The organism is Mesorhizobium sp. B2-7-1 (assembly GCF_006440735.1).
GTDB lineage: Bacteria > Pseudomonadota > Alphaproteobacteria > Rhizobiales > Rhizobiaceae > Mesorhizobium.
The window spans coordinates 16,818-32,441 of the sequence record NZ_VFUA01000030.1; the positions used below are offsets into that span (position 1 = coordinate 16,818).

A 15,624-nucleotide genomic window follows, 5' to 3' on the forward strand; every position below is an offset into this window, starting at 1 on the left:
GACGCAACAGACCGGACTGTCGAGATGCTGGAAGTTGGCTTACAGCGTCCCGTTCAGCCGCCATATTGCTCGTCGGAAACCTGCTCCAGCCAGTCGGCGTGGACGCCGTCCAGCGCCTCCTGCATGGCGATATGGGTCATGGCGGTTTTCCCTCCGGCGCCATGCCAGTGTTTTTCGCCGGGTGCGAAGGAAATGACATCCCCTGCCCTGATCTCCTGCACAGCGCCGCCCCAGCTCTGCGCCAGACCGGCGCCGGCGGTGACATAGAGCGTCTGCCCGAGCGGATGCGTGTGCCAATGGGTGCGTGCGCCGGGCTCGAAGCTGACCAGCGTGGCTCTCAGACGCGCCGGCGTTTCCTTCTCGATGATCGGCGTCTGCAGCACCCGCCCGGTGAAATAGGTCTCCGGCGCGACGATCGTCGGCACACTGCCGCACGCAATGATCTTCATGGTTCAGATCCTCGAAAGCATTGTCGAACAAAGCGCCGCGCACGGCGTCTCGGGCCACAGTTTCGCCCCGCAAGGAGGTCGTTGCAACCGCCTTCGAACTGTTGCTGGGCGACAGCCTCGATTCCGCGTTCGGGCATCGAGCGAATTGCAGCATTAGAGTGTCTAAGAACTGTCATAAATCGTTGCTTTTTAACCATAAAATCGCAACCACCACCCGGCCGCGAAAGAATGGAGCGGGACAGCAGCCAAGCTCAGCGTTTGTTAACGGCTGAGGTCCTAGCCATGTCGCGTGCTGTGGGGGCGCGGACATGAGTATCTTGGCGACAATCAAGGATCACAGCGGCCGTATCTATCGCGGCATCCAGGCCTTGCTCGTGGCGAGCATCGCCGCCACCGGGCTTGCCGCTTTCGCGTTGACGGAGAACGCCTCCCGCGCCGGCGCGCTGGCGATGTCGGCGACATCGACCTCGATGGCGCTTCTGGTCTTGATGTACATGCGCTCGACCATCGTCCAGCGGCTGCAATCGGCGGCGGATGCCGAGGCCGAGAAGCATCGCTTTCTCACTGTCGATGCCATGACCGGCGCCATGACCCGGCGCTATTTCATCGAAGCGCTGGGCGACTGGCTGGGCGGCTTGCGCAACCGTCGCCAGGCAAGCCTGCTTCTGATCGACCTCGATCATTTCAAGCAGCTCAACGACACGTTCGGCCACCAGTTCGGCGATCTGGCGCTGGCCCATCTGGTTGCGGAAGCGCAGCGCATTTTCGAGGATGGCATCGTCGGACGGCTCGGCGGCGACGAGTTCGGCGTCATGGTTCCGCATGGCGACATGGCTGTCATCAACAAGGACGCGCGCCGGCTGCTGGATGCCATGCGGGCCGGCAAAAGGCACGAAGGCAAGATCATTCCGCTGTCGATCTCGGTGGGCGTCGCGCTCGCGCCGCTGCATGCTTCGAATGCGAATGAATTGATGCTGCTGGCCGATCTCGCGCTCTACGAGAGCAAGGCGGGCGGCCGCGGCCGCATCACCGTTTTCGACGAGGAGATGCTGTCGGACAAACGCTATCGCCGGCTGGTGGAACGCGAGCTGCGCGCCGCGGTCTATCTCGGCGAGCCGGAATTGCACTACCAGCCGATCGTCGATCCCGACGGCTCGGTCGACGCGCTGGAAGGATTGATCCGCTGGCGCCATCCCGTGCGCGGTTTGATCTCGCCGGCGGAATTCATCCCGATCGCCGAGCGCTCGACGCTGATCGACATGATCGGCGAATGGGTCTTCAAGCGCGCCTGCGCCGATGTCGGGCATTTTCCCGGGCGGCGCATCTCGATCAACGTCTCCGGCGAGCAGCTGAAGCGCGACGAGATCGTGACGATGTGCGACCGGGTCCTGCGCGAAGCCGGCCGGTCCGCATCGCAATTCATCATCGAGATCACCGAGACAGTGGCGACGGCCGCGACGCCCGAGGTGCTGAGGCGCCTGGAGGCGCTGCGCGGTCTCGGCTTCCACATCGCCCTCGACGACTTCGGCACCGGCCATTGCGGCTTCAACTATCTGAAGTCGCTGCCCATCGACAGCGTCAAGATCGACCGCTCCTACATCCGCAGCCTCGCCCATGACCAGGTGGCGCAGATCTTCGTTTCGGCGCTTGCCCAGATCGCCCGCATCCAGGACATCGCCATCGTCGCGGAAGGCGTCGAAACGGCGGAGGAATTCGCCCTCGCCAGGACCGCCGGCTGCAGTCGCTTCCAGGGCTATTTCTTCGGCAAGCCGGCACCGCGCGACAAGGCAAGCGCGTTGTGCGTCGCCGCTCGCGAACCGCTTGCCCTCACAGCCTGACAAACAGGAAATGCCGGCCTGACGAACCCAAGCCGGCGAACGTCCTATTTTTCTTGCCCTTCCAGCGAACCCGTGTGACGATGGCTTTGGGTAGGGGTGGATAAACCCCGCCCGCGACGGCCGAACAGGCCGGCCGCCGCTCTGCATAGGGTGCGATCGGACGCAAAACCGGTTTTCACTTTTGCTGATCGCTCTCTTGGGAAACGCCTGAGTGGAGGTCAGCCATGGGTACTCGCGCCGGAGGACGACGCACGGGACCGAAATGCATCGCCATAATCGGTCCCTTCGCAAGCGGTAAGACGACACTTCTCGAAGCAATCCTCGCCCGCACGGGCGCCATTCCCCGCCAGTCACCCGTTTCATCGGGCAACACCGTTTCCGACCATTCGCCAGAGGCCCGCGCCCACGCCATGAGCGTCGAGGCGACCTTCGCCACCACCGATTTCATGGGCGAGCAGATCACCTTCGTCGACTGCCCCGGTTCCATCGAATTCGCCTTCGAGGCCGAACCCGTGCTTGCCGCCTGCGACCTCGCGGTCGTCGTGGCCGAGGCCGACGAGAAGAAGATCCCGGCGCTTCAGCTGATCATGCGCAAGCTCGACGATCTCGCCATTCCGCGCATCCTGTTCCTCAACAAGGTAGACAAGGCGATCGCGGGCGTGCGCGAGACGCTGAAGATGCTGCAGCCCGCAAGTTCGGTGCCACTGCTGCTGCGCCAGATTCCGGTCCGCAAGGATGGCGTGGTCGTCGGCTCGATCGATCTGGCGCTGGAGCGCGCCTACATCTACCGCGAATATGCCGAAAGCCAGGTCGCCGAGATCGCAAACGACGACAAGGCGCGCGAGCTGGAGGCACGGTTCTCCATGCTGGAGACGCTCGCCGACCATGATGATCACCTGATGGAGCAGTTGCTGGAGGAGATCGAGCCGCCGAAGGATGCGATCTTCGACGATCTCTCGGCCGACCTGCGCGCCGGCGCGGTGACGCCGGTGCTGATCGGCACGGCCGAGAAGGGCAATGGCGTGCTGCGCCTGCTGAAGGCCATTCGCCACGACGCGCCCGATGTCGAGGCAACGAGGAAGCGTCTCGGCGCGCCGGACGGCCAGACGGTGGTGCAGGTGATGAAAACCGTCCACACCGCGCATGGCGGCAAGCTCTCGGTATCGCGCGTGCTGTCCGGCCAGTTGGCCGACGCGGCCGAGCTCTACCTTTCCAACGGCGATACCGCGAAGGTCTCCGGCATCTACAGGATGCTCGGCAAGGACCAGTCGAAGCTGACATCCGCCAAGGCGGGCGACACGGTTGCGCTCGGCAAGCTCGACAACGTCCAGACCGGCCAGACGCTAAGCTCGGCCAAGGGCGGCATCCGGCCATTGGCCACGCTTGAGCCGCCCCAGCCCGTCTTTGCCTTCGCGCTTCGCCCCAAGGAGCGCAAGGACGAGGTCAAGATGTCGGCGGCGATCCAACGGCTGGCCGAGGAAGATCCGTCGCTCAGCCTGCGTCACAACCAGGACTCCGCCGAAACCGTCCTGTCGGGCCACGGCGAGATGCATCTGCGCGTCGTGCGCGAGCGCCTCGAGGGCAAGAACCAGATTCCGATCGAAGGCCATGCCCCGGCGGTGCCTTACCGCGAGACGATCCGCAAATCGGCGCAACAACGCGGCCGCCATAAGAAGCAGTCGGGCGGCCACGGCCAGTTCGGCGACGTGGTGATCGAGATCAAGCCGTTGCCGCGCGGCTCCGGCTTCCAGTTCTCCGACACCATCACCGGCGGCGTGGTGCCGAAGACCTATATCCAGTCGGTCGAGACGGGCATCCGCGACTATCTCAAGACCGGCCCGCTCGGCTTCCCGGTCGTCGATGTCGCCGTCAACCTGTCGGACGGCTCCTACCATGCGGTCGATTCCTCCGACATGGCCTTCCAGATGGCGGCCAAGCTCGCCATGAAGGAAGGCATGGCGGCCTGTTCGCCGGTCCTGCTGGAGCCTGTCATGAAAGTCGAGATCGTCACGCCCTCCGACGCGACCTCGAAGATCATCGCCCTGATCCCGCAGCGCCGCGGCCAGATCCTCGGCTATGACGCGCGGCCCGACTGGCCGGGCTGGGACGTGGTCGAGGCGACCATGCCGCTGGCGGAAATCGGCGACCTGATCATCGAGCTGCGCTCGGCCACCGCCGGCGTCGCCAGCTACAAGGCCGCTTTCGACCACATGGCCGAACTCACCGGCCGGCTCGCCGACGAGGCGATGAACGCCAACGGCAAGGCTGCCTGATGCATGTCGCCCAAAAGTGTATGCGGTTTTGGGAAAACGACACGCACCGCTGCCTGATGCATGTCGCCGAAAAGCGCGCAGCGGTTTTCGGCGGCATACATCGAAGCAGGGACTAAGGCGCATCGCGCTTTGAGACTTGCGGGCGAAATGAAAACGGCGTCCGGATGATCCGGACGCCGTTCCTATTGCGGACCGTTTTCCTGGGAGGCAACGGCTGGTCCGCCGCATCCGGAAAAATGGTTCGGACGCGGTGCTTGCCTGAGCCCGGTCTTCCGAGTGATGCCCCCATCTCCCGAACCGACCAACCGCGTCCTATGGTCTACTTAAACCATAGACTGCGTCTGCGACATGTTACCCGATGTTACATGTCACTGTTACGTGGTGGATCCAGTCGTTTTTTCCCGGCCTGTAGGCACGCGGGCAACAAAAAAGCCGGATCAATAAAGATCCGGCTGAGTTTGATTGGAAGTGCCGATTAAGGCTAACCTCCAGAGGGGAACACTCGAGGGCGCTAATGGGAGGAGAACGCGCCCTGGAGATGTGACTATATATGTGCTCATCATGCCCAAGAAACAAGCATCTATTTTGCAACACACGCATGCAAAAAGACGCAGGCTGTGGTCCAACCTATTCCTGGAACCCATAGGACCAGAAAAATCGCCAATTCCGGTGCGTTTTCGACCCTAAAGCGACTGCTTAAATGCGAAATCGAGCCGATTTTGCTCGGAAATATGCGAGCCGGAGAAATGATGCCGATTTCGGCAAGCCGAGTTTATTTTTACGGCAGGAGACCGATGATGCGAACTTTTTCAGCAATCACCGGCAGCGCGCTGTTCCTTGTCGCGGCGCCCGGCATTGTCGCCGGCCTGGCGCCGTGGCTGTTGACCGACCACTATCGCAAGCCCCTGTCGGCTCTGCCGGGCTTCGTGCCTGCGGGCGCGATCCTTGTGGTCGGGGCGGCTGCCATCCTGCTTCATGCCTTCGCCCGCTTTGCCCTTGAGGGCCTGGGCACGCCCGCTCCCGTGGCGCCGACCGAGAAACTGGTCGTAGGCGGCATCTACCGCCATGTGCGCAACCCTATGTATGTCGCGGTGCTGGCGATCATCCTTGGCCAGGTGCTGATCTTTTCGAGCTGGGCGGTGCTGGTCTACGGCCTCATCGCCGCGACCGTGATGATCTCCTTCGTCAAAGTCTACGAGGAGCCGACGCTCGCCAGCCGCTACGGCGCGGAATACGAAACCTACCGCCGCGCCGTCCCCGGATGGCTGCCGCGGCTGACGCCGTGGCGTGGGCAGTAGTTTCCCGGCCGGGCGTTTCAATAAGACCAGCTGCGCGCCTTGGCGATGATGAAATCGCGAAACACATGCAGCTTCGCCTGGTTCTTCATCGCGTCGGGATAGGCGAAATAGGTGTCGAAGGACGGCACCTCGGTCTCAGGCAGCAACTGGACCAGGTTCGTGTCCTTGCTGATGACGTAGTCGGGCAGCATGGCGATGCCGGCGCCGCCCTGCACCGCCCGCTTGATCGAAAGGATGTCGTTGATCTGCAGCGTCGGCACCCGTTGCGCGCCCTCGAAATCGCCGACCGTCTCCAGCCAGTTCAGCTCCGACAGATGCGAAGGCACCGGCACGCCGAAGGTGACGATGCGGTGGTTCCTGAGCTCGGCGATCGAGGCCGGCTTGCCGAACTTGGCGATATAGGACGGCGCCGCGTAGAGGTGGAAATGCACCGTGAACAGCCGGCGCTGGATCAAATCCGGCTGTTGCGGCTGGCGCAGCCGGATGGCGCAGTCGGCCTGGCGCATGGTGAGGTCGAGCTCCTCATTGGCGAGGATCAGCTGCAGGCTGATCTCGGGATAGAGCTCGATGAACTCCTGCACCCGTTCGGTCAGCCAGCCGGCGCCGAGGCCCACTGTCGTCGTTACCCTGAGCACGCCTGACGGCCGGTCCTTGGTTTCGGTCAGCCGCGTCTTGATGGTTTCCAGCTTCATCAGCACGTCATGCGCCGTGCGGAACAGCATCTCGCCCTGCTCGGTCAACACCAGGCCGCGCGCATGGCGGTGGAACAGCGCGACGCCGACGTCATGCTCCAGCGCGCTGACCTGCCGCGAAATAGCCGATTGCGACAGGTGCAGAGTCTCGGCGGCATGGGTGAACGACCCAGCCTCCGCCGCTGCGTGAAATACGCGTAATTTGTCCCAGTCCAGCGCCATGATTCCCCTCGCATTGCCTTTGGCGTCTGAATGAAAAATCAGGCTTTTAAACGGCTTTTCTCAGCCGATCTGTCATTCCGCCGCTTCGCGGTGAACCTCGATGCCCGCCAGATATTTTTCCGCCTCGAGCGCCGCCATGCAGCCAAGCCCCGCCGCCGTCACCGCCTGGCGGTAGACGTCGTCGGTGACATCGCCGGCGGCGAACACGCCGGGCACGTCGGTGCGGGTGGAATCGGGCGCCGTCCACAGATAGCCGTTCGGCTTCTGCTTCAGCTTGCCGGCGAAAAGCTCGACCGCCGGCGCATGACCGATCGCGACGAACACGCCGTCGACCGGCAGCTTCGATTCCTGGCCGGTCACGACGTTGCGCAGCGTCAGGCCTTCGACGGAAGGCGGCAGCGGCGCCTTGCCTGGGCGTCCGGTGATCTCGTCCACGACCGTGTCCCAGATCACGCGGACATTGTCCTTCTTGAGCAGCCGCTCGCGCAGGATGCGCTCGGCGCGGAAATCGCTGCGCCGGTGGATGACGGTGACGCTCTTGGCGAGGTTCGACAGATAGAGCGCTTCCTCGACCGCGGAATTGCCGCCGCCCACCACCGCGACATCCTTGCCGCGATAGAAGAAGCCGTCGCAGGTGGCGCAGGCCGAAACGCCGAAGCCCATGAAAGTCTGTTCCGACGGGATGCCCAGCCACTTGGCCTGCGCGCCGGTGGCGATGATCAGCGCATCCGCCGTGTAGACGGTGCCGGAATCGCCGGTGGCGCGGAACGGCCGCACATTGAGATCGACCTCGGTGATGATGTCGTTGACGATGTCGGTGCCGACATGCTCGGCCTGTGCCAGCATCTGGCTCATCAGCCACGGGCCCTGGATCGGATCGGCGAAGCCCGGATAGTTTTCGACATCGGTGGTGATCATCAATTGGCCGCCCTGCTGCAGGCCGGCGACCAGCATCGGCTTCAGCATGGCGCGGGCGGCGTAGATCGCCGCCGTGTAGCCGGCCGGGCCGGAACCGATGATAAGAACGGGCGCATGTTTGGTGTTCATTGAAAAGTCCCCTGCGGCGCACGGCCGTGGTTTGTTGCGCATAATGTAAGTGTTGCCCGTGGGACCAGCAAGGCAAGTTGGCCTTCGTCCCCGGAAAGCTTCGTCCGCTGCATATCGGGCCATATGGCCGACCGTCATCAATGCATGTCGCGCAGAGGTGCGCCCGACCCCGGGATCACTGCATGCATCGAAACAAGGAGAAAATCATCGCAAAGCTATGGCCTCCGGCGCGAAACCAAATTACAAAATTGCGAAAGATTCTTGCGCGAAAGCCGTTCATGCCGCTGAAAGCCGATCTCGACGCCATCGACTGGAAGATCCTGCGCGAGTTGCAGGGTGACGGCCGCATGACCAATGTCGAGCTATCCAACCGGGTCGGCATCTCGGCGCCGCCTTGCCTGCGCCGTGTCAGGCGGCTGGAAGAGGCCGGCATCATCCGTGGCTACCGCGCGCTCCTGAATGCGCCGGCGCTCGGCATGGATGTCGTCGCCTTCTGCCTGATCGGCCTGCATCATCAGGCCGACGCCGAACTGAAAACCTTCGCCGAGCGCACGCGCGGCTGGCCGATCGTCCGCGACGCCTGGATGGTTTCAGGCGAATCCGATTTCCTCTTGCATTGCGTGGCGAGCGACCTCGGCACCTTCCAGACCTTCGTCATCGAGGAACTGGCCTCGGCCCCGAATGTCGACACCGTGCGCACCGCCCTGACCATCCGCCGCATCAAGGACGAAGGGCTGGTGGCCTTTCCAACTTAATGTGCCGGCTTCCGGAAATTCCCCCGCACAAACAAAGGGCTTAGCGCCAGCTTTTGAATCAATCCGCGATCAGAGCGACCCTATCGCGGCAAGCAGCCCCTTGAGGTCCGCCGCGTCGCGCAGAGGCGACACCGAAAGCCCGCCCATCGTCGAGCCTTCGCCATCGACCAGCCAGCCGCGCTTGAGCCCGGCGCGCTGGCCGGCTTCGATATCGGCCGGCTTGTCGCCGACGATCAGCGATCGCTCGAGATCAAGGCCGAGGCGGCGATCCGCCTCCAGCAGCATGCCCGGATTGGGCTTGCGCATCGGATGGTCGGCAGCCGCTAGCGGACCCTTGCCGGCCTCGTGGTAGGCGCAGGCAAGCACCATGTCGACAAACGCGTTTTGTTCAGCCAAGAGGTCGAGCACGCGCCCGTTGACCCTGGCGAACGCATCCCAGCCGAAATAGCCGCGCGCGATGCCGGACTGGTTGGTGACGACAACGACCGGAATGCCGCGCTGGTTCGCGGCCTCGATCACCGGCGCGATGCCGTCGCGCAGCACCATGGCCGCCGGATCGTCGGGATAGCCGGTATCGACATTGATCGTGCCGTCACGGTCGAGGAACAGCGCCGGCCGGCCGGCAGACAAGTTCGCGGCGCTGGTTCGCTCGATCCACAGGCCGGGCTCGACAAGCGGAAAGCGCTTGCTCTCAGCCATTGCTGAGACGCGCTTCGACCGCTTCGCAGAGATAATGGTAGAGGCACAGATGCCCCTGCTGGATGATCGGCGTCGAGGTCGACGGCACGTTGAGCAGGATGTCGGTCAGCGGCTTGAGCTTGCCGCCGGTCTCGCCGGTCAGGCTGATCACCGTCATGCCCATCGCCCTCGCCTGCTCGGCCGCGGCAAGGATGCTCGGCGAATTGCCGCTGGTCGAGATGGCAAGCAGCACCGCCCCTTCCGACCCATGCGCCTCGACCTGGCGCGAGAAAACGGTATCGAAGCCGTAATCGTTACCCCAGGCCGTCAGCACCGCGGCGTTGGCCGGCAGCGCGATGACGTTGTAGGCCTTGCGCTCCTTCAGAAAGCGGCCGACCAGCTCGCCGGCGATGTGGATGGCATCGCTGGCCGAGCCGCCATTGCCGCAGATCAGCAAGGCCTTGCCGGACGACAGCGCCGTCACCGTCTTGTCCACGGCGCGCCCCATCTCGCTGGTCAGATCGCGCTCGACCGTTGCTGTGATCGCGGCCGCGGAGCGGACCAGATAGTCGTTCAGTTCGGACATGAAATCCCTCAGTTTGCGGCGCGCATCTTACCGATCGTGTTGGTCGTGCTCTTGCCGGCGACGAGATCGACCAGCACCACGCGCCCGCCCGCCTTCTGCACCACATCGGCGCCGACAACGGTCTCGACCGTGTAGTCCGCGCCCTTGACCAGGATGTCGGGCAGCAGCGCCTCGATGAGCTTCAGCGGCGTGTCTTCCTCGAAGACGACGACAGCATCGACCGAGGCAAGCGCGGCCAGCACGCAGGCGCGGTCGTGCTGGTTGTTGACCGGGCGCCCCGCCCCCTTCAGCCGGCGCACCGAGGCATCGCTGTTGAGGCCGAGCACCAGCCGGTCGCACTGGCTGCGCGCGGCATGCAGCAGGCTGACATGCCCGGCGTGCAGGATGTCGAAACAGCCATTGGTGAAACCGACGGTCAGCCCCTCTTGCTTCCAGGCCGCGACCATCCTGGCCGCGGCGTTGGCGTCGAGAATGGCATCCGTATGAGCCGTCGGCCCGTGCGAGCGGAACAGCGCGCCCGACAGTTCCTCGACATTGAGCCGCGCCGTGCCGCGTTTTCCGACCACGACGCCGCCGGCCGCATTGGCGATGACAGCCGCATGCACCCGATCGGCGCCGGCGGCGAGCGACAGGGCGAAACTGGCGATGACCGTGTCGCCGGCGCCGGAAACGTCGAACACTTCGCGCGCCTGGGTGGAGATGTGGCGGGCATCCTCGGCCGAGACCACGCTCATGCCCTTCTCGCTGCGCGTGGCGACGATGAACTCGAAATCATGCGCGGCGATCAGGTCGCGCGCCGCGGCGACGATCTCGTCGTCGCCGAACACCTTGCACCCGACCGCCTCGCCGAGCTCCTTGCGGTTCGGCGTCACCGCGGTGGCACCGGCATAGCGCGCGTAGTCGCGCCCCTTCGGGTCGACCAGCACCGGCTTGCCGGCATCGCGGCAGATCGCGATCAGCTCGCCCGCGACGCCCTCGAGCAGAATGCCCTTGCCGTAGTCGGAGAGGATGACGATGTCGGCGCGGCCAAGCGCCGCCTGGAAATGGTCGATGAGCTTCGCCCGCTCGGTGGAAGTGAGCGACTTGATCTCTTCCTCGTCGAAACGCAGCACCTGCTGGTTGAGCGCGCTGAAGCGGCTTTTCGACGATGTCATGCGGTCCCGGCGCTGCAGGAGCCCGTCGGTGTCGACGCCGATCTCGCCCAGCATGCGCATCAGATTGTTGCCCGCCTGGTCGGTGCCGATCACCGACACGGGGATCGCGGCCGCGCCGAGCGCAACGATGTTGGAGACGACATTGCCGGCGCCGCCCATGTTCAGCGTCTCGCCCTTGCCATGCAGAACGGGGATCGGGGCTTCCGGCGAGATGCGCTCGATCACCCCGCTGACGAAGCGGTCGAGGATGAAATCGCCCACCACCAGCACGGTGACGTCGCCGAACCGGGCGATGGTGCGATGCAAAGGTTCCGGAGAAGGCGGATTGTGCTGGATCATCTCACTCGAGCTATGCCTGAAGACGGCCGGACTTGATTAGAATTCAGCGCCGGAATTGTGGCGTGGGCTACTCAAGGCGATGCCGATATACCGCAATTCGGGCGAGCGCAACGGCAGGCCCGGCGCGGAACCCAGCCGGAGGCAGCCGGGCGATCAGCTCCTCTGCAGGGCGACATGGACACCGAGGCCGACCAGCACGGCGCCGCCCGCGCGCTGCATCAGCCGCTGCGCGCGTCCCGAACGCCGCAGCCGCGCAATCATCGCGCCGGCAAGGAAGACGCAAACGATGTCGGCGGAGGAGAACATCAGGTTGACGATGGTTCCAAGCACGACGAACTGCAGCCAGACCGGAAACGCGGCCGAGGCGTCGATGAATTGCGGCAGGAACGCCATGAAGAAGATCGCCGTCTTGGGATTGAGCACTTCGACCGTGATGCTCTCGAAAAATGCGCGACGGGCCGATTTACGCTCGATCGCGGGCAGAGCTGTATCGCCATCCGTCCGTTTGCGGAACATGGAGACGCCGAGCCAAATCAGGTAGAGCGCGCCGCCGAGCTTGACCGCCAGATAGAGCGGCGGCACGGCGTGAAACAGCACCGACAGGCCGGCGGCGGCCGCGAAGACATGGAAATAACCGCCAAGGTGAATGCCGAGTGCCGCCGTCAGCCCCGACCAACGGCCGCGCGCTATCGTCTGCGCAGCGGCGTAGAGCATGGCGGGACCGGGAATGTAGGCGAAGATCGCGGTGGTGGCGAAAAACGCGATCAGCAATTCGGTCGACGGCATCTTGGACCCTCATGATCCGGATATCGCCAGACGTCGGCGGCTATGGCCTAATCACGGTCCAGCTCGGCAGTGTATTGCTCGAGCATCTCGACATGTTCGGCCGGAGCGTCCTTCGCCGCGTAGACGCGGCGGCCATCGTTGGCGAAGCGAGCCTCGTAAGTTTCGATGCTCATCAGGACGTATCTCGGCTTGTTGTGACGAGTGATGGAGACAGGCTGCTGGCTCGCCGCCGCAAGCACATCTCCGAGATTTTGTTTCAGATCGGTCGACGGATAGTGTTTCATGGGCGCTCCGTTTTGTACATAATAGACAAAAAAGACAAAATAGACAAGAACGAGGGACCATGAGACGGGCAGCGCCTGCTTTATCGACAGCCCAGCCCACCTCCCCTATAAGAGCCGGAATCGTAAGCAGCAGAGGCCTTCATGATCATCGTCACGGGCGGCGCCGGCATGATCGGCTCCAACATCGTCGCCGCGCTCAACGCCGGGGGCCATGACGACATCGTCGTCGTCGACGACCTCACCGACGGTCACAAGATCGCCAACCTGGCTGACCTTCGCATCGCCGACTATCTCGACAAGGACGAATTTCTCGCCCGGCTCGAGGACGGCGGGCTCGGCCGCATCGAAGCCGTCTTCCATCAGGGCGCCTGCTCGACCACCACCGAATGGAACGGCAAGTTCATGATGGAGGTGAACTACGCCTATTCGAAGCGGCTCCTGCATGCCTGCCTGAAGCTGCGGGTGCCCTTCCTCTATGCCTCGTCGGCTTCGGTCTATGGCGGCGGCAGCGAATTTCGCGAGGAGCCCGACTTCGAGCGCCCGCTCAACGTCTATGCCTATTCGAAAAAGCTGTTCGACGATTACGTCCGCCGCACCGTCTTCGATACCGATCATTCGCAGGTCGCCGGCCTGCGCTATTTCAACGTCTACGGGCCGCGCGAGGCGCATAAGGGCGCCATGGCTTCCGTCGCCTTCCATCTGTTCAACCAGGTCGAGCGCGGCGAAAACCCGAAGCTGTTCGGCGCCTATGGCGACTTCGGACCCGGCGAGCAGAGCCGCGACTTCATCCATGTCGGCGACGTCGCGGAGGTCAATCTGTGGCTGTGGAAACGCGGCTTGAGCGGCATCTTCAACTGCGGAACCGGCCGCGCCCAGCCGTTCCGCGCCATCGCCGAGACGGTGATCGACACGCTGGGCAAGGGCGAGATCGAGTTCATCCCCTTCCCCGACCATCTCAAGGGCAGCTACCAGAGTTTCACGCAGGCTGATATGTCCCGCTTGCGCGCGGCCGGCTACAATGGCCAATTCCGCACAGTCGAAACCGGCGTCAGGGACTATGTCGAATGGCTGAAGGCCCAACGATCCTCGTGATCGGCCCACGCTGGGTGGGCGATATGGTCATGGCGCAGTGCCTGTTTGCGGCACTGAAGGAAAAACATCCGAATGCGGCGATCGACGTGCTGGCGCCGGCCTGGGCAGCACCTTTGGTCAGGCGCATGCCCGAGATACGCAGCCAGATCGACTTTCCGCTGATGCCGGGGGCGCTGGAATTCCGCAGCCGCAGGCGCTTCGGCCGCCTGCTGCGCGGCCGCTACGACATGGCCTATGTGCTACCGGGAAGCTGGAAGTCGGCCTTGATCCCGTTCTTTGCCCGCATCCCGCACCGCGTTGGCAATCTGCGCGAGATGCGCTACGGCCTGCTGACGGATGTCGTGCCGCTGCCCGAAGCGCTGAAGCGGCGCACGGCGCGCGCCTATTTCGGCCTCGCGCGCGGCGGCACCTTTCGCGCGCCGAAGCTAACCGTCGACTTGGCTAACCAGGCCGATCTGCTGGCGCGCTTCGGGCTGACCGGGAAGAAATTCGTCGCGCTCATGCCCGGCGCCGAATTCGGTCCCGCAAAACGCTGGCCGAGCGACCACTATGCCGGGCTTGCCCGGGACATGATGGCAAAGGGCCTGGGAGTCGCGCTGCTCGGCTCGAAGAACGATGCCGACGTGACGGCTGAGATCGCCGCACTTGCGCCGGGCGCGGTCGACCTCGCCGGCAAGACGCGGCTCGAGGACGCCATCGACCTGATCGCCGCGGCGAAGCTGGCGGTCTCGAACGACAGCGGGCTGATGCATGTCGCGGCCGCCGTCGGCACGCCGATCGTCGCCGTCTACGGTTCGACCTCGCCGGAAAACACGCCGCCGCTCAGCGAGCGCTCCGAACTGATCTGGCTGCATCTGTCCTGCTCGCCCTGCCACAAGAAGGTCTGCCCGCTCGGCCATCTCAACTGCCTGAAGACGCTCGATGTCGCCCGCGTCACGGCCGCGGCCGACCGCTTGCTCGAGGTTCCGGCGGCCGCATGAAAGTGCTGATCGTCAAGACATCGTCGATGGGCGATGTCATCCACACTTTTCCCGCCGTCGAGGACGCGGTGCGCAACCGCCCCGACATAGATTTCGACTGGTGCGTGGAGGAGCCGTTTGCCGGCATCGTGGCGCTGCATCCGGCGATCGGCACCATCCACAGGGTGGCGGTCCGGCGCTGGCGCAAGCGACCGCTTGACGGCGGCACGTGGCGCGAGATGGCCGGGTTGCGCAAAGCGCTCCGCGCCTCCCGCTACGATCTTGTCATCGACGCCCAAGGCTTGTTGAAGTCGGCCCTGGTCGCCATCCAGGCCGGCGCGCCGATAGCCGGCTTCGATCGGGCCGGCGCCCGCGAGCCTTCGGCAACGCTGTTTTACCAACACAAATACGCCGTGCCGCGCGACCTGCACGCCATCGAGCGAACCAGACGGCTGTTCGGCCTGGCGCTTGGCTATCAGCCCGACCTGTCGGCGCTCGAGTCAGGCATCGTGCCACCGGCGGGCGGCCTGCCTGGCGTTGAAGGCAGAACCGCCTTCCTGCTGCACGGCACCAGCCGCGAAGACAAGAAATGGTCGGTCGAGAACTGGATCGAAACCGCGCGCCGACTGGCCGACCGGCAATTCACGCCGGTGGTCACCTGGTCGAACGAGACGGAAAGGAAGGTGGCGCAAGCCGTTGCCGCGGCCGTGCCCGAGACGGTGCTGGTTGCGAAATCGCCGCTGGCGGACATCGCCGCGATCCTTGGCCGCTCGACGCTGGTCATCGGCGCCGACACCGGCCTCACTCACCTCGCCAGCGCCTTCGGCCTGCCTACGGTCGCCATCTTCTTGGCGACGGAGCCGGGCCTCACGGGCCCGCGCGGGCCGTTTGCGTCGACGCTGCTTGCGCCGGCCGACAGCAAGGTAACGCCTGCTGAGGTGATGGCGGAGGCTGAGCGCCTGCTGGCGCAGCGCGCTATCTCCCCCCTTGTGGGGGAGAATGGATTTTCACGGCCTTAGCCGGAGCACTTCGCGGAGGCTAAGTCGTAGAAAATCCAAGAGAGGGGATTTCGTAGGGCGCAGGCGTCACGTCCTCATAAGGCGGCGCTATCCCCTCACTTGCGATTTCTAACACTTAGCCTTCGGCTAAGATCTTGAAACCGCTTTCTCCCC

General features: G+C 64.2%; 15 protein-coding genes. 7 read left to right on the forward strand and 8 right to left on the reverse strand.

The genetic code is table 11. The features are described from left to right. Positions 1 to 53 precede the first annotated feature (53 nt). Entirely contained in the window at positions 54 to 449 is a 396-nt protein-coding gene (locus FJ471_RS13955) for a cupin domain-containing protein (protein WP_140803914.1), read from the reverse strand. 308 nt (positions 450 to 757) lie between these two features. On the opposite strand from FJ471_RS13955, the gene FJ471_RS13960 reads away from it, so the two are divergent. The 3 genes from FJ471_RS13960 to FJ471_RS13970 all read left to right on the forward strand — a co-directional run bounded on the left by FJ471_RS13960 (position 758) and on the right by FJ471_RS13970 (position 5,858). Further along, complete coding sequence (locus FJ471_RS13960; RefSeq protein WP_140803916.1) at positions 758 to 2,287, forward strand: GGDEF domain-containing phosphodiesterase; 1,530 nt, start codon at positions 758 to 760, stop codon at positions 2,285 to 2,287. A gap of 224 nt (positions 2,288 to 2,511) precedes the next feature. Beyond that, positions 2,512 to 4,560 (forward strand): elongation factor G, encoded by a 2,049-nt coding sequence (locus FJ471_RS13965; protein WP_140803918.1) that lies wholly within the window; start codon positions 2,512 to 2,514, stop codon positions 4,558 to 4,560. A gap of 797 nt (positions 4,561 to 5,357) precedes the next feature. Further along, the gene (locus FJ471_RS13970) at positions 5,358 to 5,858 is read left to right on the forward strand and encodes an isoprenylcysteine carboxylmethyltransferase family protein (RefSeq protein ID WP_140803920.1); all 501 of its coding nucleotides are present in this window, start codon (positions 5,358 to 5,360) and stop codon (positions 5,856 to 5,858) included. Between the two features lie 17 nt (positions 5,859 to 5,875). On the opposite strand, the gene FJ471_RS13975 is transcribed toward FJ471_RS13970, so the two are convergent. After that, complete coding sequence (locus FJ471_RS13975) at positions 5,876 to 6,772, reverse strand: LysR family transcriptional regulator (protein ID WP_040989587.1); 897 nt, start codon at positions 6,770 to 6,772, stop codon at positions 5,876 to 5,878. A 72-nt stretch (positions 6,773 to 6,844) separates the two neighbouring features. Further along, positions 6,845 to 7,819: a thioredoxin-disulfide reductase gene (gene trxB, locus FJ471_RS13980; RefSeq protein ID WP_140803922.1), complete on the reverse strand. Its 975-nt coding sequence runs from the start codon at positions 7,817 to 7,819 to the stop codon at positions 6,845 to 6,847. Positions 7,820 to 8,097: 278 nt separating this feature from the next. On the opposite strand from trxB, the gene FJ471_RS13985 reads away from it, so the two are divergent. Beyond that, positions 8,098 to 8,574 carry an Lrp/AsnC family transcriptional regulator gene (locus tag FJ471_RS13985; RefSeq protein ID WP_140803924.1) on the forward strand — a complete coding sequence of 159 codons (477 nt, stop codon included), beginning with the start codon at positions 8,098 to 8,100 and terminating at the stop codon, positions 8,572 to 8,574. A gap of 69 nt (positions 8,575 to 8,643) precedes the next feature. Here the strand turns inward: FJ471_RS13985 and FJ471_RS13990 are convergent, their stop codons facing one another. From FJ471_RS13990 to FJ471_RS14010, 5 genes are all read right to left on the reverse strand, one after another. After that, positions 8,644 to 9,273: an HAD family hydrolase gene (locus FJ471_RS13990; protein ID WP_140803926.1), complete on the reverse strand. Its 630-nt coding sequence runs from the start codon at positions 9,271 to 9,273 to the stop codon at positions 8,644 to 8,646. After that, on the reverse strand, positions 9,266 to 9,838 hold the full coding sequence (locus FJ471_RS13995; RefSeq protein WP_140803928.1) for an SIS domain-containing protein: 573 nt from the start codon (positions 9,836 to 9,838) through the stop codon (positions 9,266 to 9,268). The genes FJ471_RS13990 and FJ471_RS13995 overlap by 8 nt, the downstream gene beginning before the upstream one ends. 8 nt (positions 9,839 to 9,846) lie before the next feature. Continuing rightward, entirely contained in the window at positions 9,847 to 11,331 is a 1,485-nt protein-coding gene (rfaE1, locus tag FJ471_RS14000; RefSeq protein ID WP_140803930.1) for a D-glycero-beta-D-manno-heptose-7-phosphate kinase, read from the reverse strand. 153 nt (positions 11,332 to 11,484) lie between these two features. Beyond that, positions 11,485 to 12,117 carry a LysE family translocator gene (locus FJ471_RS14005; protein ID WP_140803932.1) on the reverse strand — a complete coding sequence of 211 codons (633 nt, stop codon included), beginning with the start codon at positions 12,115 to 12,117 and terminating at the stop codon, positions 11,485 to 11,487. 47 nt (positions 12,118 to 12,164) lie between these two features. Then, positions 12,165 to 12,401, reverse strand: coding sequence for a type II toxin-antitoxin system Phd/YefM family antitoxin (locus FJ471_RS14010; RefSeq protein WP_140803934.1), 237 nt, complete (start codon positions 12,399 to 12,401; stop codon positions 12,165 to 12,167). Between the two features lie 141 nt (positions 12,402 to 12,542). Between FJ471_RS14010 and rfaD the strand changes: the two genes are divergently transcribed. Genes rfaD through waaC form a run of 3 tightly spaced genes read left to right on the forward strand, consistent with a single transcriptional unit; the run spans position 12,543 to position 15,471 of the window. Further along, a complete protein-coding gene (gene rfaD, locus FJ471_RS14015; RefSeq protein WP_140803936.1) occupies positions 12,543 to 13,493 on the forward strand; it encodes an ADP-glyceromanno-heptose 6-epimerase in 951 nt (316 codons plus the stop codon). Next, positions 13,466 to 14,473, forward strand: a complete 1,008-nt coding sequence (gene waaF, locus FJ471_RS14020) for a lipopolysaccharide heptosyltransferase II (protein ID WP_140803938.1) — start codon at positions 13,466 to 13,468, stop codon at positions 14,471 to 14,473. The genes rfaD and waaF overlap by 28 nt, the downstream gene beginning before the upstream one ends. After that, positions 14,470 to 15,471, forward strand: a complete 1,002-nt coding sequence (gene waaC, locus FJ471_RS14025; RefSeq protein WP_140803940.1) for a lipopolysaccharide heptosyltransferase I — start codon at positions 14,470 to 14,472, stop codon at positions 15,469 to 15,471. The genes waaF and waaC overlap by 4 nt, the downstream gene beginning before the upstream one ends. The last annotated feature ends 153 nt before the right edge of the window (positions 15,472 to 15,624 follow it).